Source organism: Nocardioides marmoriginsengisoli, assembly GCF_003725695.1.
Taxonomy (GTDB): domain Bacteria; phylum Actinomycetota; class Actinomycetes; order Propionibacteriales; family Nocardioidaceae; genus Marmoricola; species Marmoricola marmoriginsengisoli.
Window position 1 is genome coordinate 184979 of the sequence record NZ_RJSE01000007.1, and the last position, 18077, is coordinate 203055.

The 18077-nt window shown below is 71.7% G+C and carries 21 protein-coding genes; 10 read left to right on the top strand and 11 right to left on the bottom strand.

What is annotated here, in order from left to right; all coding sequences use genetic code 11:
- Position 1: 1 nt before the first annotated feature.
- Both larC and larB read right to left on the bottom strand, forming a co-directional pair.
- On the bottom strand, positions 2-1180 hold the full coding sequence (gene larC / locus EFK50_RS09540) for a nickel pincer cofactor biosynthesis protein LarC (protein ID WP_123227352.1): 1179 nt from the start codon (positions 1178-1180) through the stop codon (positions 2-4).
- Positions 1177-1863, bottom strand: a complete 687-nt coding sequence (gene larB / locus EFK50_RS09545) for a nickel pincer cofactor biosynthesis protein LarB (protein ID WP_123227353.1) — start codon at positions 1861-1863, stop codon at positions 1177-1179. Before larB ends, larC begins: the two co-directional genes overlap by 4 nt.
- A 108-nt stretch (positions 1864-1971) precedes the next feature.
- Between larB and EFK50_RS09550 the strand changes: the two genes are divergently transcribed.
- On the top strand, positions 1972-2757 hold the full coding sequence (locus EFK50_RS09550) for a VOC family protein (RefSeq protein ID WP_123227354.1): 786 nt from the start codon (positions 1972-1974) through the stop codon (positions 2755-2757).
- Here the strand turns inward: EFK50_RS09550 and EFK50_RS09555 are convergent.
- Complete coding sequence (locus tag EFK50_RS09555) at positions 2754-3611, bottom strand: prephenate dehydratase (RefSeq protein ID WP_123227355.1); 858 nt, start codon at positions 3609-3611, stop codon at positions 2754-2756. The two genes, EFK50_RS09550 and EFK50_RS09555, sit on opposite strands and share 4 nt — an antisense overlap.
- 64 nt (positions 3612-3675) lie before the next feature.
- Here EFK50_RS09555 and EFK50_RS09560 point away from each other — a divergent pair, with 64 nt between their 5' ends.
- Positions 3676-4074: a DUF4446 family protein gene (locus EFK50_RS09560; RefSeq protein ID WP_123227356.1), complete on the top strand. Its 399-nt coding sequence runs from the start codon at positions 3676-3678 to the stop codon at positions 4072-4074.
- Positions 4075-4104: 30 nt separating this feature from the next.
- Here EFK50_RS09560 and EFK50_RS09565 read toward each other — a convergent pair whose 3' ends face one another.
- The 3 genes from EFK50_RS09565 to EFK50_RS09575 are packed head-to-tail and all read right to left on the bottom strand — an operon-like array spanning position 4105 to position 8468.
- Positions 4105-4587, bottom strand: a complete 483-nt coding sequence (locus EFK50_RS09565) for a nitroreductase family deazaflavin-dependent oxidoreductase (RefSeq protein ID WP_123227357.1) — start codon at positions 4585-4587, stop codon at positions 4105-4107.
- 24 nt (positions 4588-4611) lie between these two features.
- Positions 4612-6198, bottom strand: a complete 1587-nt coding sequence (locus tag EFK50_RS09570) for a bifunctional phosphatase PAP2/diacylglycerol kinase family protein (protein ID WP_246004106.1) — start codon at positions 6196-6198, stop codon at positions 4612-4614.
- Positions 6195-8468 carry an FdhF/YdeP family oxidoreductase gene (locus tag EFK50_RS09575; protein ID WP_221177342.1) on the bottom strand — a complete coding sequence of 758 codons (2274 nt, stop codon included), beginning with the start codon at positions 8466-8468 and terminating at the stop codon, positions 6195-6197. Before EFK50_RS09575 ends, EFK50_RS09570 begins: the two co-directional genes overlap by 4 nt.
- Before the next feature lie 98 nt (positions 8469-8566).
- Here EFK50_RS09575 and EFK50_RS09580 point away from each other — a divergent pair, with 98 nt between their 5' ends.
- The 4 genes from EFK50_RS09580 to EFK50_RS09595 are packed head-to-tail and all read left to right on the top strand — an operon-like array spanning position 8567 to position 12209.
- Positions 8567-9520: a hypothetical protein gene (locus tag EFK50_RS09580; protein WP_148046110.1), complete on the top strand. Its 954-nt coding sequence runs from the start codon at positions 8567-8569 to the stop codon at positions 9518-9520.
- 30 nt (positions 9521-9550) lie between these two features.
- On the top strand, positions 9551-10840 hold the full coding sequence (gene serS / locus EFK50_RS09585) for a serine--tRNA ligase (RefSeq protein WP_123227359.1): 1290 nt from the start codon (positions 9551-9553) through the stop codon (positions 10838-10840).
- A gap of 2 nt (positions 10841-10842) precedes the next feature.
- Complete coding sequence (locus EFK50_RS09590; protein ID WP_123227360.1) at positions 10843-11694, top strand: HAD family hydrolase; 852 nt, start codon at positions 10843-10845, stop codon at positions 11692-11694.
- Complete coding sequence (locus EFK50_RS09595; protein ID WP_123227361.1) at positions 11694-12209, top strand: GNAT family N-acetyltransferase; 516 nt, start codon at positions 11694-11696, stop codon at positions 12207-12209. The genes EFK50_RS09590 and EFK50_RS09595 overlap by 1 nt, the downstream gene beginning before the upstream one ends.
- Here the strand turns inward: EFK50_RS09595 and EFK50_RS09600 are convergent.
- On the bottom strand, positions 12178-12753 hold the full coding sequence (locus EFK50_RS09600; protein ID WP_123227362.1) for a TIGR03086 family metal-binding protein: 576 nt from the start codon (positions 12751-12753) through the stop codon (positions 12178-12180). The two genes, EFK50_RS09595 and EFK50_RS09600, sit on opposite strands and share 32 nt — an antisense overlap.
- A gap of 85 nt (positions 12754-12838) precedes the next feature.
- Between EFK50_RS09600 and EFK50_RS09605 the strand changes: the two genes are divergently transcribed.
- Positions 12839-13651, top strand: a complete 813-nt coding sequence (locus tag EFK50_RS09605; protein ID WP_123227363.1) for a Cof-type HAD-IIB family hydrolase — start codon at positions 12839-12841, stop codon at positions 13649-13651.
- A gap of 5 nt (positions 13652-13656) precedes the next feature.
- Entirely contained in the window at positions 13657-14217 is a 561-nt protein-coding gene (locus tag EFK50_RS22160; RefSeq protein ID WP_183407750.1) for a hypothetical protein, read from the top strand.
- Between the two features lie 4 nt (positions 14218-14221).
- Here the strand turns inward: EFK50_RS22160 and EFK50_RS09615 are convergent, their stop codons facing one another.
- Positions 14222-14755 carry a bacterial proteasome activator family protein gene (locus EFK50_RS09615; protein WP_123227364.1) on the bottom strand — a complete coding sequence of 178 codons (534 nt, stop codon included), beginning with the start codon at positions 14753-14755 and terminating at the stop codon, positions 14222-14224.
- 90 nt (positions 14756-14845) lie between these two features.
- Between EFK50_RS09615 and EFK50_RS09620 the strand changes: the two genes are divergently transcribed.
- A complete protein-coding gene (locus EFK50_RS09620) occupies positions 14846-15304 on the top strand; it encodes a hypothetical protein (RefSeq protein ID WP_123227365.1) in 459 nt (152 codons plus the stop codon).
- Here the strand turns inward: EFK50_RS09620 and EFK50_RS09625 are convergent.
- From EFK50_RS09625 to mobA, 3 genes are read right to left on the bottom strand one after another with little or no spacing between them, the layout of a single operon-like run.
- On the bottom strand, positions 15301-16269 hold the full coding sequence (locus tag EFK50_RS09625; RefSeq protein ID WP_123227366.1) for an NAD(P)H-quinone oxidoreductase: 969 nt from the start codon (positions 16267-16269) through the stop codon (positions 15301-15303). The genes EFK50_RS09620 and EFK50_RS09625 overlap by 4 nt on opposite strands.
- 9 nt (positions 16270-16278) lie before the next feature.
- Entirely contained in the window at positions 16279-16584 is a 306-nt protein-coding gene (locus EFK50_RS09630; RefSeq protein WP_123227367.1) for a DUF6457 domain-containing protein, read from the bottom strand.
- Between the two features lie 59 nt (positions 16585-16643).
- Positions 16644-17219, bottom strand: a complete 576-nt coding sequence (gene mobA / locus EFK50_RS09635; protein ID WP_123227368.1) for a molybdenum cofactor guanylyltransferase — start codon at positions 17217-17219, stop codon at positions 16644-16646.
- Between the two features lie 68 nt (positions 17220-17287).
- On the opposite strand from mobA, the gene EFK50_RS09640 reads away from it, so the two are divergent.
- A complete protein-coding gene (locus EFK50_RS09640; protein WP_123227369.1) occupies positions 17288-18061 on the top strand; it encodes a carbon-nitrogen hydrolase family protein in 774 nt (257 codons plus the stop codon).
- Positions 18062-18077: the final 16 nt, after the last annotated feature.

Here is an 18077-nt window from a genome sequence, read left to right on the forward strand (position 1 = left end):
TCTACGAGGTGGCGGCGCGGGCCAGCACGTTGGCCTCGGCCAGGACGTCCTTGATCGGCCGGTCGAGGGCGCGGGCCGCTGCGGCGACGTCCTCGTACTCCGGCTGCACGTTCATCAGCTCGCCGTCCAGGCGGGCAAGCTTGACCGCGATCCGGTGGCCGTCGAGGTCGACGGAGATCAGCTCGCGGTCGAGGGCGTGCTTGGCGAACGTGCTCTCCCGCATGCCGATCGTCGAGGTCTGCCGGAAGATCTCTCGTCGTACGGCGGCCGCGGCGTCGGCGGCGACCAGGACGTGCAGGGTGTGCGCGGGCCGCCCCTTCTTCATCAGGATCGGCGTCAGCCAGGCATCCGCCGCTCCTGCCGCGAGCAGAGCGGCGATCACGTCCGGCCAGAGCCGCGGGTCGAGGTCGTCGACGTTGGTCTCGATCACCAGCGCGCTCCCGGGCGCTTCGCTCGCCGGGGTACTCGTCCCCACGCTGAGCCGCAGCACGTTCGCGTGCCCCTCGGGATCGGCCCCGCCGGCGCCGACCCCGGTGTCGTCGACCGTCATCGCCGGCTGGACGCCGTACCGGGTCACCACCGAGGCCAGGATCGCGGCGCCGGTCGGGGTGGTCAGCTCGCGCTCGATCGGGCCGCCGTATGTCGGCGCGTCGCGGAGCAGCTCGACCACGGCCGGTGCCGGTACGCCGATCCGGCCGTGGGCGATCGCGACGGAGCCGCCCCCGAGGGCGACCGGCGTGCAGACGACCTCGTCCAGGCCGAGGTGCACGAAGCCGGCGGCCGCCCCGACGATGTCCGCGATCGAGTCCAGGGCGCCGACCTCGTGGAAGTGCACTCCTTCGACCCCGGTCCCGTGCACGGTGGCCTCGGCCCAGGCGAGCCGCTCGAAGATCTCCAGGGCGAGGGTCCGGACGGGGGCGTCGAGCGCGGAGTCCTGGAGCAGCTCCTGGATGCTGGCCCAGCTCCGCTCGGTCACCGAGTCCGCCACCTCGACATGGCACCGGGTGGCCGCGAACCCGTTGCGGGTGACCGTCTCGACGGCGACGTCGATCGGTTCGGGGGCGACCGCGACGATCGCGCCGACGATCACCTCGGACGGGACGCCGGCACCGATCAGGGCGCCGAGGACCATGTCGCCGCTGATCCCCGACGAGGCGTCGAACCAGCCGACCCTGCTCATCGGCGCGGCCTGGCGTTGCGGGCGACCCGGGCCGCGAAGACGCCGGCGCCGTACCCGTTGTCGATGTTGACGACGCTGATCCCGGGCGCGCAGGAGTTGAGCATCCCGAGGAGCGCCGCGAGTCCGCCGAACGACGCGCCGTACCCGACGCTGGTGGGGACGGCCACCAGCGGCACCCCGGTCAGGCCGCCGACGACGCTCGGCAGCGCGCCCTCCATCCCGGCGACCACGATCAGGCAGTCGGCGTCGGCGAACCGGTCGCGGGCCTCGAGCAGGCGGTGGATGCCGGCGACGCCGACGTCGTCGATCCGGCGTACCTCGGCGCCGTGCACCTGGACGGTGAGCGCGGCTTCGGCGGCGACGGGCGCATCGCTGGTGCCGGCCGCGATCACGGCGACCAGCCCCTGCGCGATCGGCAGCGGGCCGAGGGTCGCGGCGCGGGCGGTCTCGTCGATGCGCGCCCCGTCGAGCTCGGCGGCGACCAGGGCGATCGCGTCGTCCGCGAGCCGGGTCGCCAGCACCGCGCGCTCGGGTTGCCGCTCGTGCAGGGTGCGGAGGATGTCGACGACCTGGCGTGCGGTCTTGCCGGCGCCATACACGACCTCCGGGTCGCCGGTACGCCGGGCACGGTCGAGGTCGACCTGGGCGAAGCCGAGATCCGCCGTCCGCTCACCGTCATCCATGGCGCCAACCTAACCCGTTCATCCACCGTTGGGTTGTCGCTGTCGGTGGCGGGGAGTAGGACTAGGGGTGTCCATGAAGCCGGGGTCGATCCACGAGAAGAGAGCGCCATGCCGAAGTTTGAGAAGTACCAGCAGGCCACGCCGAACTACGTCGAGCTGACGACCCCGGACCCCGAGGCAGGAGCGGCCTTCTACGCCGGTCTGTTCGGCTGGGACATCGAGGAGATGCCGCTGCCCGCGGAGGCCGGCGGCGGGGTCTACCGGCAGAGCAAGCTGGACGGGGACACCGTGACCGGGATCAGCGGCCAGATGCCCGGGATGGAAGGGCACCCGGCGTTCTGGGGCGTCTACCTCGCGGTCGACGACGTCGACGCGGCGGCGGCCAAGGTCGAGCCGGCCGGCGGCAAGGTCGAGGCCGGCCCGTTCGACGTGATGGACGCCGGCCGGATGGTGGCGATCCAGGACCCGACCGGAGCCCGCGTCAACCTGTGGCAGGCGGCCGCATCGATCGGCACCGAGCGCGCCAACGAGCCGGGCACCCCGATCTGGAACGAGGTGATCACCCCCGACGTGCCGAAGGCGCTCGCCTTCTACGCCGACGTGGTCGGCCTGGGCACCGAGGTGATGGAGATGCCCGAGGGCGAGTACACGACGATCAAGAACGTCGCCGGCGACGTCGTCGGCGGGGCGATGCTCCCGATGATGGAGGGCATCCCGCCGCACTGGAACGTCTACTTCAACGTCGAGGACGCCGACGCCAGCGGTGCCAGGGCCGTCGAGCTCGGCGGCAAGGTGGTCGCGCCGAACTTCGACGTCCAGGGCGTCGGCCGGATGGGGTTCTACAGCGACCCGCAGGGCGGGATGTTCGCGCTGATGCAGAACCCGCCGGCCTAGACGTCCGAGCGGAAGGCGTCCGCCGGGTAGACCCCGAGGATCTTCACCTCGGTCGTGAAGAACGCCAGCTCCTCGAGCGCGTTCTTCAGGGCCGGGTCCTCGGGGTGCCCGTCGACCTCGGCCAGGAACTGGGTGGCGGCGAAGTGCCCGCCGACCATGTAGCTCTCCAGCTTGGTCATGTTCACGCCGTTGGTGGCGAACCCGCCGAGCGCCTTGTAGAGCGCGGCGGGCAGGTTCCGCACGTTGAAGATGAAACTCGTGACGACCGGGCCGTTGCCGCGGGGCGCCTCCACGTAGTCGGGGGAGAGCACCACGAACCGGGTGGTGTTGTCGTCCTCGTCCTCGACGTCGCGCGCCAGGATCTCCAGGTCGTAGATCTCGGCGGCCAGCGGCGGCGCGATCGCTGCCTGGGTCGGGTCGGAGGCCTCGGCGACCTCGCGCGCTGCCCCCGCGGTGTCGCCGGAGATCAGCGGGACCAGGTGGTGCTCGCGGATGATCCGGCGGCACTGGCCGAGCGCGTGCACGTGGCTGTGCACCGTCTTGATGGTGTCGAGGGTCGCGCCCGGCGTCGCCATCAGGTGGAACTGGATCCGCAGGAAGTGCTCGCCGATGATGTGCAGGTTCGACGCCGGCAGGAAGTGGTGGATGTCCGCGACCCGGCCGGCGATCGAGTTGTCGATCGGGATCATCGCGAGCTCGGCGATCGGGGCGATCCCGTCAGCCCCCTCCACCGCGGCGAAGACGTCCTCGAAGGAGGCGCACGGGATCGGCTCCCAGTCCGGGTAGTGCTGCTTGCACACGATGTGGGAGTTGGATCCGGGTTCGCCCTGGTAGGCGATGCGTCGCGAGGTCACGCGATGAGTTTCCCATGAGCGAGCCTGCGCCTCGACGGGGTTTCGTCCGCCTACCGTTTCACCGGTGAGCACTGCTGTCTCGGTCCTGGCCCTGCTGGTCGCCCTCGGAGCCCTGGGGGTGGTGCTGCTCGACCGCCGCCGGGCCGGGTCCGGTGACCTCGCCGACGTCGCCGACCTGCCCGAGGACGCCCTCGGGCTCCGGCACGAGGTGGCCGCGCTGCGAGCCGAGGCGGCGATGGCGCTGCGCAACCTCGCGGTGGTCCGGTACGACGCCTTCGGTGACACCGGCGGCGGGCTGTCCTGGTCGCTGGCGCTGCTCGACGACCACGGCAACGGGACGGTGCTCACCTCGATCCACGGGCGGACCGAGGCGCGCACCTACGCCAAGTCGATCAGCGCCTGGACCTGCGAGCAGCCGCTCTCCCCGGAGGAGTCCGACGCGGTGTCCCGGGCCCGGGGGTGAGGGTCGCCTGATTACGTACTCGTTCCTCGGTCAGGCCGGATCGAGCAGGAAGACTGGGATCAGCCGGTCGGTGCGGACGGCGTACTTGGCGTAGTTCGGCCACGTCTTGAGCATGTGCTCCCAGATCGCGTCGCGCTCGGGACCGGGTTGGATCTCACGCGGCACCGCCTGGTGCGCGACCCGGTTGACGACCAGGTCGACCGGGACGTCGGCCTCCTGCGCCGCCCGGACGTTCAGCACCCAGACCGGCGCCTTGACCCCGCCGAAGTTGGAGCCGGCGATCAGGAAGCCGCCCTGGTACGGGACGGTGAGGACCGGTGTCGTGCGGGCGATGCCGGACTTCCGGCCGACCACGGTGAGCATCATGCTCGGCAGGCCGGCCAGGCCCAGCAGCGAGATCCGGCCGCCGGAGATCCGCTGCAGGAACTTGTCGATCGCGGTGATCTGGCGCAGGTAGCGCGGCAGCCACGGGATGCCGCCGATCCGAATCGCCAGCGGTGTGAAGACGCCCATGGCGGGGATCCTAGTGGTCCGGGCTCAGCGCGGAACGCGCACCAGCAACCGGCCGTGGTCGCACTCGGCGCGGAGCTCCTTGCCGGGCTCGATCAGGTCGCCGTCGAGCTGGCGCGGCGCCGCCGTCGGAGTCCGTACGACGACGCTCCGGCCGGTCATCCGGGTGATCGTCGCGTCGGTGCGCCGGTTCCTGGTCAGCACCCGGGCGGCCAGCGGCAACCAGGAGAGGAACCGTCGCGGGTAGAGCAGCACCACGTCGAGCTGGCCGTCGTCGATCTCGGCGTCCGGGATCAGCGGCATCCCGGCCTGCAGGCTGCCGACGTTGCCGATCACGATCGTCCGGGCCCGGTGCTTGGTGAACTCGCCGCCGTCGACGGAGACCTCGACCCGGATCGCCGGGAACATCAGCGCCTTGAGGCCGGACCAGGCGTAGGCCAGCCAGCCGACCTTCTTCTTGAAGTCCTCGTTGACGCCCTCCATGATCGCGGCGTCGAAGCCCATCCCGGCCATCACCAGGAAGGTGGCGTCGTCCATGGCGTCGCCGGAGACCCGGACCATGTCGATCGCCCGGTCCTGGCCGTTGAGCCCGACGTCGACCGCGGCCCGCAGGTAGAGCGGGATGGAGAGGTTGCGGGCCAGCAGGTTGCCGGTCCCGGCGGGCACGATGCCGACCGGGATGCCGGTGCCGGCCAGTTCCTCGCAGACGGCCCGGATGGTGCCGTCGCCGCCGATCGCGATCACCACGTCGGCGCCGGAGACGGCCGCCTCGTGCGCCATCCGGTAGCCGGTGTCCTCCTCGGTGGTCTCCCACCAGACGACCTCGGCCCAGCCGGACTCGACGGCCATCCGGTCGACCATCGCCCGGAAGCCGGCCGGGTCGTCGACCTTGATCGGGTTGAGGATCGCGGCCACCTTGCGGCGGCTCGGCGGCACGGTGTCCGGGGGCAGCTCGTCGACCAGGGCGATCGAGCGGGGGCGCGGGTCGAAGAAGAGCAGCGAGACCAGCACGACGACGGCGCCGAGCAGGTAGCCGCCGGCAACGTCGGACAGGTTGTGCACGCCCAGGAAGATCCGGTCGGCACCGACCAGGAGCACGGCCCCGATCGCGAGCGTCGCGGCCAGCCGGCGGAGGCCGCGCCGGCGTACCAGCATCGCGGTCAGCACGATCGCGATCCCGGCGGCGGCCGTGATCGCGCTGGAGTGCCCGGAGGGGAACGAGTAGGTCTTCAGCGTCTGGATCGGGTGGTCCCACTCGGGACGGTCCCGGGCGACAACTACCTTGAGCACGGTGTTCAGCACCGCGGTGCCGGCCATCACCAGCACCGCCCAGGCGGCGGCCCGTCGGTAGTTCTTCACGATCAGCGCGATCGCCACCACGGCGGTCAGCCCGGTCATCGCCCAGGTGCCGGTCAGGTGCCCGATCCAGACGAACGTCGTGCGGGCCCAGTCGTGGTCGCTGGTGAACTCGTGCGGCCAGCGGCCGACGTCGGAATCCAGGTCCAGGACAGCCTGGGCCCGGCCGGACACCAGTGCCGCCAGCAGCGCGAAGGCCGCGATGCAGAAGACGGCCCAGAGCTGGGCCGCGAGCCGCTGGCGTGGTGTCTCGTTCACGGCGTGATGCTAGCCGTGCTCGCCTCGAGGCGGACCACCACGCTCTTCGACGCCGGGGTGTTCGACACCTTGGCGACGGCGTCCAGGGGGACGAGCACGTTGGTCTCCGGGAAGTACGCGGCGGCGCACCCGCGGGCGGTCTCGTAGGCCACCACCCGGAAGCGCTCGGCCCGCCGCTCGCCGTCGCTCCAGACGCTGATCAGGTCGACGTGGTCACCGTCGGCGAAGCCGAGCTCGGCCAGGTCGTCGGGGTTCACGAACACCACCCGCCGGCCCGCCTTGATGCCGCGGTAGCGGTCGTCGAGGCCGTAGATGGTGGTGTTGAACTGGTCGTGGCTGCGCAGCGTCTGCAGGATCAGGTGCCCGGCCGGGACCTCGATCCCGCTCAGCTCGTTGACGGTGAACCGGGCCTTGCCGGTCGCCGTCGGGAACACCCGCTCGTCGCGCGGCGGGTGCGGCAGCGCGAAGCCGCCCGGTGCCTGGACCCGGGTGTTGAAGTCCTCGAAGCCCGGCACCACCCGGGCGATGTGGTCCCGGATCCGGTCGTAGTCGCCGCGGAGCGCCGCCCAGTCGACCTCGCCGGCCGGCAGCAGCTTCTCGGCCAGCCGGGTCACGATCGCGACCTCGGAGAGGAGCTCCTCGCCGGCCGGGTCCAGCCGGCCGCGGGAGACGTGCACCATCCCCATCGAGTCCTCGACGCTGACCACCTGCGGCCCGGCCGCCTGGTCGTCGCGCTCGGTGCGGCCGAGGCAGGGCAGGATCAGCGCCTCCTGCCCGCAGATCGCGTGCGACTTGTTGAGCTTGGTGGAGACCTGCACGGTCAGGTCCAGGGCGGACATCGCCGCCGCAGTGGCCGCGGTATCGGGCGTGGCCGCGACGAAGTTGCCGCCGAGCCCGAAGAAGACCCGGACGTCACCGGATCGCATCGCCCGGATCGTGTCGACGGCGTCGAGCCCGTGGTCGGCCCGCGGCGTGAACCCGAACTCGGTGCCGAGCGCGTCCAGGAACGACTGCGGTGCCTTCTCCCAGATCCCCATCGTCCGGTCGCCCTGGACGTTGGAGTGGCCGCGCACCGGGCAGAGGCCAGCGCCGGGCTTGCCGATGTTGCCGCGGAGCAGCATCAGGTTGGTGATCTCCTGGATCGCGGCGACGGCGTCCCGGTGCTGGGTCAGCCCCATCGCCCAGCAGACGATCACCCGCTCGGAGTTCCGGTAGCGCTCGGCGAGCGCCTCGATCTGCGCGCGGTCGAGGCCGGTGGTCGCGACCACCTGGTCCCAGTCGAGGTCGCCGAGGTGCTCGACGTACTCCTCGTACTCCGAGCAGTAGGTCGCCACGAACTCCTCGTCGACCGCGCCGGCGTCGACGGTCAGCTTGGCCAGGGCCGCGAACAGCGCCTGGTCGCCGGCCAGCCGGACCTGCAGGAATTCGTCGGAGAGCTCGGTGCCCCGGAGCAGGCCGACCGGCGACTGCGGGTTCCGGAAGCGGCGCAACCCGGCCTCGTCGAGCGGGTTGATCGTGACGATGTGGGCGCCGTTCTTCTTGGCCTTCTCCAGCGCGCTCAGCATCCGCGGGTGGTTGGTGCCGGGGTTCTGCCCGACGACCATGATCAGGTCGGCGGCGTACAGGTCCTCCAGCGAGACCGAGCCCTTGCCGATCCCGATCGAGTGCGAGAGCGCCGATCCGCTGGACTCGTGGCACATGTTCGAGCAGTCGGGCAGGTTGTTGGTGCCGAAGCGTCGCACCATCAGCTGGTAGAGGAATGCGGCCTCGTTCGACGTACGGCCGGAGGTGTAGAAGGACGCGGCGTCGGCGGTGGGCAGCGCGCGGAGCCGGTCGGCGATCAAGGTGAAGGCGGCGTCCCAGCCGATCGGCTCGTAGTGGGTCGCGCCGCGGGGGCGGTACATCGGCTCGACCAGCCGACCCTGCTGGCCCAGCCAGTAGTCGGAGCGCTCGGCCAGGTCGGCGATCGCGTGCTCGGCGAAGAACTCCGGCGTGACCCGGCGCAGCGTCGCCTCCTCGGCGACGGCCTTGGCGCCGTTCTCGCAGAACTCGGCGGCGTTGCGGTGATCGGGGTCCGGCCAGGCGCAGCCGGGGCAGTCGAAGCCGTGCTTCTGGTTGACCCGGGCAAGCGTCAGTGCGGTCCGGCGTACACCCATCTGCTCGTGGGACATCTTCAGCGCCTTGGCCACCGCGGTGATCCCGGCGGCTCCGTGCTTCTGCGGGCCGACCTCGAGGTCGGAATCGCCTGGGTCGTCGACCGATCGCTTCACCCTGCCATTGTCGCTGGGTGCCCGGCCGGCCGCGAGGGGGGTCTCGGTTCACCCTTTTCTGGCACACTCGGAGGTGGTCGAGGATGCAGGGGGTTGCGGTGCGAGTGCGGACGAAGGGCCTCCGTGTCCTCGGGGCGCTGGTCACGGTCGGGGCGCTGCTGCTGGCTGCCGGCTGCGGGTCCGGCGATCCGGACGCGACTCCGTCCGCGGGGTCCTCGTCGGACGCTCCGGAGGGGGCGGACCTGGTGGGGGGCGACTGGCTGCTGCGGTTCACCGTGGAGAGCGGCGGCGAGGGCGAGCTCACGGCCGCCGTGTACGTCGCCTACAACCCGAGCACCGGGACCGCCACCGCGCGACGGCTGCCCACGGCGCTCAACCCGGACACCTACTCCGACGGCGTCGCCGTGCTCGTCAGCGGCGACCAGAAGGTGGCCCTGCAGGACACGGGCGTTCCGCGTTCCCAGGGGCGTCAGGGCCGGCTGACCGTCTACTCGACGACCACGGACGCGAAGCGCGTGGTCGACGTCCGGGCGCTGACCGGCCGCCCTGACCTGATCGCCGTCGGTGCGGCCTTCGACCCGAAGGAGCCGGAGGTCCTCCGGGTCGTCGACACCGAGCGCGCGGTCTGGCGGCTGGACCTGGTCGCCGGCACTGGCGCGCGGGACGGCAGCCTGCCGCGGCACCGGGGCTGGATCTTCGCCAACGGTTTCGACAAGAACACCGGGCTGCCCTACATCGAGGACACCGATTCCGAGGCGACCCTGCCGGCCGGCAACGGGATCGGCGACGTCCGGCCGGTGCAGCGTCGGGGCGGCGAGATCCGGGTCGACGACGGCACCGAGAAGCCGGGCGAACCGGCGACGCCGTGCGGGTTCTCCGGAGGCTTCGTCGCCGAGGACGGCACGACCTGGCTCTTCTGCGCCGACACGGCTCGGATCTCGGCGTACCGGTTGCTCAAGGGCGGTACGACGTGGGAGCCGGTCGGCAAGGCGTCACCGCCGATCGTGCCGGGATCCGCAGTCGAGCTGCCGGTGGTCCTTCCGCCGGTGTAAACCGGTATCCACGACCGATATCCTCGCCAGGTGATCGATCCCCGTGTGCTCCGTGAGAACCCCGACCTGATCCGTGCTGCCCAGGCGAAGCGCGGTCTCTCCGGTGAGGTGGTCGATCAGGCGCTGGCCGCGGACGAGTCCCGGCGGGCCGCGATCGCCGCGTTCGAGTCGCTGCGGGCCGAGCAGAAGGAGCTCGGCAAGCTGATCCCGAAGGCGCAGGGCGACGAGAAGGCCGCGCTGCTGGAGAAGACCAAGACGCTCTCCGCCGAGGTGAAGACCGCCGAGGCCGCCAAGAACGACGCCGAGCAGGCCTGGCAGGACGCGATCCTCAGCATCCCGAACCCGGCCGCCGCCGCGACGCCGGCCGGCGGCGAGGACGACTTCGTCGTGCTCGAGACGGTCGGTACGCCGCGCGACTTCGCCGCCGAGGGCTTCGAGCCCCGCGACCACATCGAGCTCGGCAAGCTCCTCGGCGCGATCGACATCGAGCGCGGCGCGAAGGTCTCCGGATCGCGGTTCTACTTCCTCACCGGCGTCGGTGCCGAGCTCGAGTTCGCGCTGATCAACCTGGCGATGGAGCAGGCCCGCGAGGCCGGCTTCACCCAGGTGATCGCGCCCTCGCTGGTGAAGCCGGAGGCGATGGCCGGGACCGGCTTCCTCGGGCAGGCGGCCGACGACGTCTACCGGATCGAGGGCCAGGACCTCTACCTGGTCGGCACCTCGGAGGTGCCGATGGCGGCGTACCACTCCGACGAGATCCTGGACGGCGACGCACTGCCGCTGCGCTACGCCGCGTTCAGCCCGTGCTTCCGCAAGGAGGCCGGCTCGCACGGCAAGGACACCAAGGGCATCATCCGGGTGCACTGGTTCGACAAGGTGGAGATGTTCGTCTACGCCGCGCCGGAGGACGCCGAGGCCGAGCACCTGCGGCTGCTGGAGTGGGAGAAGGAGTTCCTGAACAAGCTCGAGCTGGCCTACCAGGTGATCGACGTGGCGGCCGGGGACCTCGGTCTCTCGGCGATCCGGAAGTTCGACTGCGAGGCGTGGATCCCGACCCAGGGCAAGTACCGCGAGCTCACCTCGACCTCGAACTGCACCGAGTTCCAGACCCGGCGGCTCGACACTCGCGCGCGGTACGCCGGCGCGGGGGCCAGCGAGGTCGGCCCGGTGGCGACGCTGAACGGCACGCTCTGCGCGATGACCCGGACGATCGTCGCGATCCTGGAGACCCACCAGCAGGCCGACGGCTCGGTCCGGGTGCCCAAGGCGCTGCAGAAGTGGCTGGGTCGCGAGGTCCTCGAACCGGTTGTCGGAGGTTGAGCTTGTCGAAACCTGGTGAGCCCGGCTGGGTCCCAGCCCTGGTCGCGCTCGACATCGACGGCACCCTGCTGATCCCCGACCTGGAGAACGGCTTCAGCTCCGAGGTCGTCACCGATGCGGTGACCGAGGCGGTCCTGGCGGCGGCCCGCAGCGGGGCGCACGTGGTCCTGGCCTCCGGGCGCGCACCGCTGAGCATGGCGGGCGTCGCCGACCGGCTCGGCCTGACCGACCTGGTTCGCGAGGTCCGCAGCGACCGGTTGCACGTCGTCGCCTCGAACGGCTCGGTCGTCGTCCGGTACGCGCCGCTGGAGATGGTGCACGAGGTGACCTTCGACGCGAGCGCCGCGGTCCGCACCGTGCTCGAGCACGTGCCGGGGGCGGCGGTGGCCGTCGAGGAGCACGGTGTCGGCTACCGGGTGAACCGGCTCTTCCCGCCGGGCGAGCTGGACGGCGAGATGATCATCTGCGACATCGACGAGATGATCGCCGGGCCGGTGAGCCGGGTGATCATCCGCGACCCGGACTCCACCTCCGAGGACTTCGTGAACCTCGCCAAGCAGCTCGGCCTGCACGGCACCAACTACTTCATCGGCTGGACCGCCTGGCTGGACCTGGCGCCCGAGGGCGTCAGCAAGGCGAGCGGACTGGAGTGGGTCTGCCGCGAGCTCGGCATCGACGCCGCCGACGTCCTGGCGATCGGCGACGGCCGCAACGACATCGAGATGCTCACCTGGGCCGGCCGGGGGGTGGCGATGGGCCAGGGGCCGCAGGTCGTCCGGGACGCGGCCGACCACGTCACCGCCCCGGTTGACGAGGACGGCGCGGCGGTCGAGCTCCGACGCTGGTTCCGGTGATGGATCTTCCGGACGTCGTCAGCACCGTGCGGTTGCGCCTCGAGCTGGTCAGCCCCGCCGAGGCCAGGGCGATGCTCGGCGGCGGTCGCGGGCCGGCCTTCCACCCGGACTACCCCCGCAAGGACGACCTCGACGCGCTCTCGATGATCGGCGAGACCGGCAGCAGCTGGTCCCCGCGGCACGTGGTCCGGGCGTTCGACGGACTGGTGGTCGGGTCGATCGGCTTCTACGGTCCGCCGGAGCCCGCCGACGACGGCGTGCCCGAGGCGGAGGTCGGGTACGGGCTGGTCGCCGACGCCCGCGGGCACGGCGCCGCGACCGAGGCGCTGCGCGGTCTCCTCGAGCAGACCGACCAGCTCGGCGTCCGGGTCCGGGCGAGCACCGAGCCCGGCAACAAGGCCAGCGTCCGGGTGCTCGCCAAGTGCGGCTTCACCTCGCTGCGCGGCAGCGACGCGGACGGGAACCTGGTGATGGCGCGGCCGGTCAGCTCCAGGCCTGCGGATCCCGGCCGATGAACCCCATCAGCCGGCTCTGCGCGTCGGCCCCCGCCGGTACGTCGATCCGCGGGCCGTACTGACCGCTCTGCCGCAGCACCTCGTCCATCGGCTCCATCCCGGCGAGCATCGCGGCGCACCGGTCCTCGTCGAGCGCGACCGGCTGCCCGGTCGCCCGGGCCAGGTCCCAGGTGTGCAGGAAGACGTCGCTGGTGTAGAAGTTCGCGATCGCCTGGTCGAGCGGCACCTCGCCCAGGTGCGGGTTGGTGAGCACCTTGCCCGCGGTGGTGGGGTCGTCGAGGACCGCCTGCACCGCAGCGGCGTGGTGCCGCCAGGCGCCGACCGGGTCGTCGGCGGCGGACGGGCCGGCCGGCAGGGTGATCCCGGCGCCGGACTCCAGGAACCCGGGGAACCACTCGACGAGGTGGCCGACGACGTCCCGGGCCTTCCACTCCCGGACCGGCGACTGGTTGTCCCAGGCCAGCGGGACGGTGGTGCCGACCAGGTCGGAGAAGAGGCCGGCGACGGCGCGGTGGTCGTCGGCGGCGGAGGGGGTCGTGGGCATCGCGTCTCCTGATGTATTCAACTGACTGGTTGAATAAGACTAGCCCCGGCCCGGCGGGAAGGGAAGTGCTGGCTAAGGTCGCCTTGTGAGCGTGCGACTAGTGGCGACCGACCTCGACGGCACGCTGGTGCACTCGGACGGCTCGATCACCGCGCGCACGCGGGCAGCGCTGGTCGCGGCCGAGAACGCCGGGGTCGACGTCGTCTTCGTCACCGGACGTCCGCTGCGCTGGGCCGAGGACGTCTTCGAGCACGTCGGCGGCCACGGGTTCGCGATCGTCTCCAACGGCGCGCTGCTCTGGGACGTCACCGCCGCCGCTCCGGCGCTCGAACGGCCGATCCCGGTCGCGACGATCCTCGAGGTGGCGGCTCTGCTGCGAGCCGCCGTCCCGGGGTCGCACTTCGCGGTCGAGACCGTGGACGGGATCGCGCTGGAGACCGGCTTCCTGGAGCGCTACCCGGTGCCCGACGGGGCCCGCCGCGGTCCCCTCGACGAGATCGCCCGGGTGCCGGCGTACAAGCTGCTGGTGCGGCACGAGGAGCTCGGACCGCAGGAGTTCTGGGATGCCGCCGAGCTGGCCGTCGGCCACCTCGTCGAGATCGTCTGGTCCTCCACGACGACCATGCTGGAGGTGAGCGCGCGCGGGGTGACCAAGGCGTCGACCCTCGAACGCTTCTGCGGCGAGCGCGGGATCGCCGCCGCCGAGGTGGTCGCGTTCGGCGACATGCCCAACGACATCCCGATGCTGGCGTGGGCCGGGACGTCGTACGCGATGGCGAACGCGCACCCGACGGTCCAGGCGATCGCCACTCGCCTCGCACCGCCGAGCGACGAGGACGGTGTGGCCCAGGTCATCGAGTCGATCCTCGACAGCCGGTCGAGCACGCCTGCAGGATGAAGGGCATGGCCGCGCTGCGCACCCTGCTCGTCCTCGCCGTCGCGGCGGGGATCCTGGTGCTCACCCCGTCGGCGTCCTGGGCGTGCAGCTGCGCCATGGTCCCGACCGCGGCCAGCGTGAAGCACGCCGAGACGGTCGTCGACGGGACCTTGAAGTGGGTGGCGTCGAACGGGGTGGAGACCACGTACAGCGTCAGTGTCGACAAGGTCTACAAGGGTAGGGCGGCCGCCCGGGAGAAGCTGGTCGGCCCGGCGGACGAGGCCGCCTGCGGGCTGGGGTCGCTGGCGACCGACGAGCGCTACCTGTTCTTCATCAACGGCACGCACCCCGGCCGGATGCGGGTCTCCCTCTGCGGCGGCACGGTCCCGTACGACGCCCGCACGGCAGCGGAGATCCAAGCCGTGACCGGCGTTCCCCGAGGACCGATGGCGCCGCCGGTCGTGAGCGGTCCGGTCACTAAGGATCCGGACGAGGGCACCCGGTGGCTTCCGGTGGTCGGGTCGAGCTTGGCCGTCGGCCTGGTGCTGGGCGGTTTGCTGCTGCTGGCCCGGCGGTTCCGGAGCTAGGCCCCTACAGGTACATCCCGCCGGAGCTGCTCTCCCCGGGTGCCGGAGCGCCTTCCGGCGCCATCGGCATCGAGCCCGGCGGCAATGCCTTCCGCATCTGCTCGAGCTGGGCCCGGGCCGCCATCTGCTGGGCGTAGATCGCCGTCTGGATGCCATGGAACAGGCCCTCGAGCCAGCCGACCAGCTGGGCCTGGGCGATCCGCAGCTCGGACTCGGACGGGGTGCTGTCGCCGAACGGGTCGATCAACCGGTCCAGCTCCTCGCCGAGCTCGGGCGCCAGGCCCTCCTTGAGCTCGTCGATCGAGGTCTTGAGGACCGAGGCGAGCCGGGTGCGGCCGGCCTCGTCCACGGGAGCGGCCTTCACCTCCTCGAGCAGCATCCGGATCATGCTGCCGATCCGCATCACCTTGGCGGGCTCCTCGACGAGGTCGGTGACCTGGTCGTTGTCCTCCCCGACGAGCTCGGCGGCAGGGGTGCCCTCCGAGTCGACGATCATGATCCGCGGGTCCTGGCCCTCTTCGGGTTGCTGGCTCGTCATGCCTACGACCCTATCCGCTGGTTCCCCGCCACCGGTTCGCCGAGGACTGGTTCAATGCCGCCCATGAGGACAACGGTGCGGAGTTTGGCGGTGGCGGTGCTCGTGGTCGCGGGTCTCGGTTTGGCCGGGTGCGGTGACGACGAGACGGTCACGATGCCGGACGGCACCAAGGTGTCGGCCGACAGCGACGGCAAGAGCGCGTCGATCAAGACCGACGAGGGCACCATCACCGTCGGCAAGGGGCTCCCGGAAGGCTTCCCGTCCGACGACGTCCCGGTCGTCGACGGCAAGGTCATCGGCGGGGCGAAGGGGACCGAGGGCGGTCCGTACGCCTGGTCGGTGATCCTCCAGGCCGAGGGAAGCGCCGAGGACGTCTTCACCCAGATCAGCGAGAAGCTCAAGAACGCCGGCTTCTCCTCGGACGAGGGCATGCAGATGGGGTCGGTCTACACGGGCTCGTTCAAGGGCGAGAAGTACGAGGTCAGCGTGAACGCCGCGAAGGTCGCCGACGGGATCAGCGTCACCTACCTGGTCCGCGACGTCGCCTAGGTCCGCAGCAGGATCTTGCCGCTGTGCTCGCCGGCGTCCATCAGCGCGTGCGCTGCGGCGACCTCGTCGAGGGAGAACTCCGCCTGCACCATCGGCTTGATCCGGCCGGCTTCGACCAGCGGCCAGACGTGCTCCTCGACGGCGCGGCAGATCGCCGCCTTCTCGGCGACCGGCCGTGATCGCAGCGACGTCGCGATCACCGCGCCCCGCTTGCCGAGCAGCGCGGCGATGTCGAGCTCGGCCTTGATGCCGCCCTGCATGCCGATGATCACCAACCGGCCCTCGGTGGCGAGCGCCCGCACGTTCGGGCCGAGGTACTTCGCGCCCATGTTGTCGAGGACGACGTCGGCCCCGCCGGCCTCGCTGACGACCTGGACGAAGTCCTCGTCCCGGTAGTTGATGGCGCGCTCGGCGCCGAGGTCGAGGCAGAGCTGCTGCTTCTCCGGCGTACCGGCGGTGGTGAAGACCCGGGCGCCGAGAGCGGCCGCGGCCTGGATGGCGAAGGTGCCGATGCCACCGGCGCCGCCGTGCACGAGGAAGAGCTCACCCGGCTGCAGGTTCGCGATCATGAAGACGTTGGACCAGACCGTGCTGGCGACCTCGGGCAGTGCCGCGGCGGTGGCGAGCGGGACGCCGGCCGGCACCCGCATCAGCTGCCCCGCGGGGACCAGCACCTGCTCGGCGTACCCGCCGCCGGCGAGGAGCGCGCACGCCTCGTCGCCGACCGACCAGCCGGTGACGTCCGCGCCGACGCTGCGGACCGTCCCGGAGCACTCCAGGCCGAGCACGTCGCTGGCGCCCGGCGGGGGCGGGTAGAAGCCCATCCGCTGGAGGGTGTCGGCACGGTTGACCGCGCTCGCCACCACGTCCAGGACGACCTCGCCGGGACCGGGTTCGAGATCGGGAAGGTCGGCGATGACGAGGGAGTCGGGTCCGCCGGGGCTGGGTGCGATGACTGCGCGCATGGAGCCAGGCTAGGCCTCGAGAGCTTCGAGCTCCTCCTCGACCTCGGGGTCGTCGTCCTCGTGCGCGATCGCGTCCGCGGACTTGTCCCAGCGCTGCGCCAGGTCGGCCGCGACGGCAGCCAGCCGCTCGGTCTGGTCGGGGTCGGCGTCGTGGCGAGCGGCGGCGTACCCGAGCAGGAACGTGGTGATCGGCGCGGCCGGCCGTGCCACGTTGTGGGCAGCGTCCCGAGCCAGGTCGAGGATCAGTGCCTCGTCGAGGTCCACGTCGACGTCCAGCGCGTCCGACAACTCGTCGATCCAGTCGTGCAGGTTCACCCGTCCACGATCACCCAGCCGCCGCCCCCCGCGCAAGTGCAGAATCTCAACTGCCGGGCCTACTCCCCGAACGTCTCGCGGAGGTCGCGCAGATCGGACCAGGTGTCGATGTCCCGGGTCTCCGGACCGAACGCGGGCACCTGGTCGAGACGGAGCCGGCCGACGAGCCGGCGCATCGACATCCCGTACTCCTCCTCGTACGACGGCCCGACCGCGAGCAGCGCCGCGGTCCGGTAGGCGGCGCACAGGTACTGCACCCGCTGGCCGTCGTCGATCAGCACCGCGCCGTCGTGCTCCAGCCCCAGGGTCAGCCGCCGTACCGTCGAGCTCGTCACCAGCGGCATGTCCACGGCGAGGACGACCAGCACGTCGGGTTTGCGGGCGAAGGCGCGCAGTCCGGCGAGCACTCCCGCGGCCGGACCGCCTCCGCGCGGGTCCTCGCGGGTGAACGTCACCGGTCGGGTGGTGGGCACCGGATCGCCGACCACGACGACCTCGTCGATGTCGAGGAGCGCGCCGAGCGCGTGCTCGAGCAGGGTCAGCCCACCGAGCTCTATCGACGCCTTGTCGGCCCCGTCGAGCCGGACGGCGCTGCCCCCGGTGAGGACAACCGCTCCGATCCTGTCGGTCTCCACGGGCCGAGGTTACGCGAAGGAGAGGGCGGTGCGCCGGGGGCGATGGAGCGGTCTGACATCCTGGGGGGATGGGTGAGGCGCTGACGGTCGCGGTGTGGCAGCACGCTGCTGCCCTCGATCCGGCCGGCAACCGTGCGGCGCTGGAGACCGTCGACCCGGCTCCGGGCACCGACCTGATCGTGCTGCCGGAAGCGTTCGCCCGCGACTTCGGCGAGCCCGGGTCGGAGCTCGCTCCGTACGCCGAGCCGCTGGACGGCCCGTTCGTGCAGGCGCTGGACGGCGTGGCCCGGCGTACCGGGGCGTCGGTCCTGGGCGGGATGTTCGAGCAGGGCGACGACCCGGCGCGTCCGTTCAACACCCTGGTGCTGACCGACGGAGCCAGCCGGACGACGTACCGCAAGATCCACCTCTACGACTCGTTCGGCCAGCGCGAGACCGACCTGGTCACGCCCGGTCCGACGGAGCCGGTGACCGCCGACCTCGGCGGCCTGCGGCTCGGGCTGATGACCTGCTACGACCTGCGCTTTCCGGAGCTGGCCCGGGCGCTCTCGGCCCGGGGTGCGGAGGCGCTGGTGCTCCCGGCGGCCTGGGTGGCCGGTCCGGGCAAGCTCGACCACTGGCTGACTCTGCTGCGCGCGCGGGCGATCGAGAACGTCTGCTGGGTGGTCGCGGCCGGGCAGCCCGGTCCGCGGTACACGGGGCACTCGGTGGCGATCGCGCCGACCGGTGACGTGGTCGCCGAGCTGGACGACGCCGCCGGCTGGTTCTCGGTCGATCTCGACCCGGAGGTCGTCCGCACGGCCCGCGAACGGAACCCGTCGTTGAGCAACCGGCGGATGTGACTGGTTGGTAGTCTCG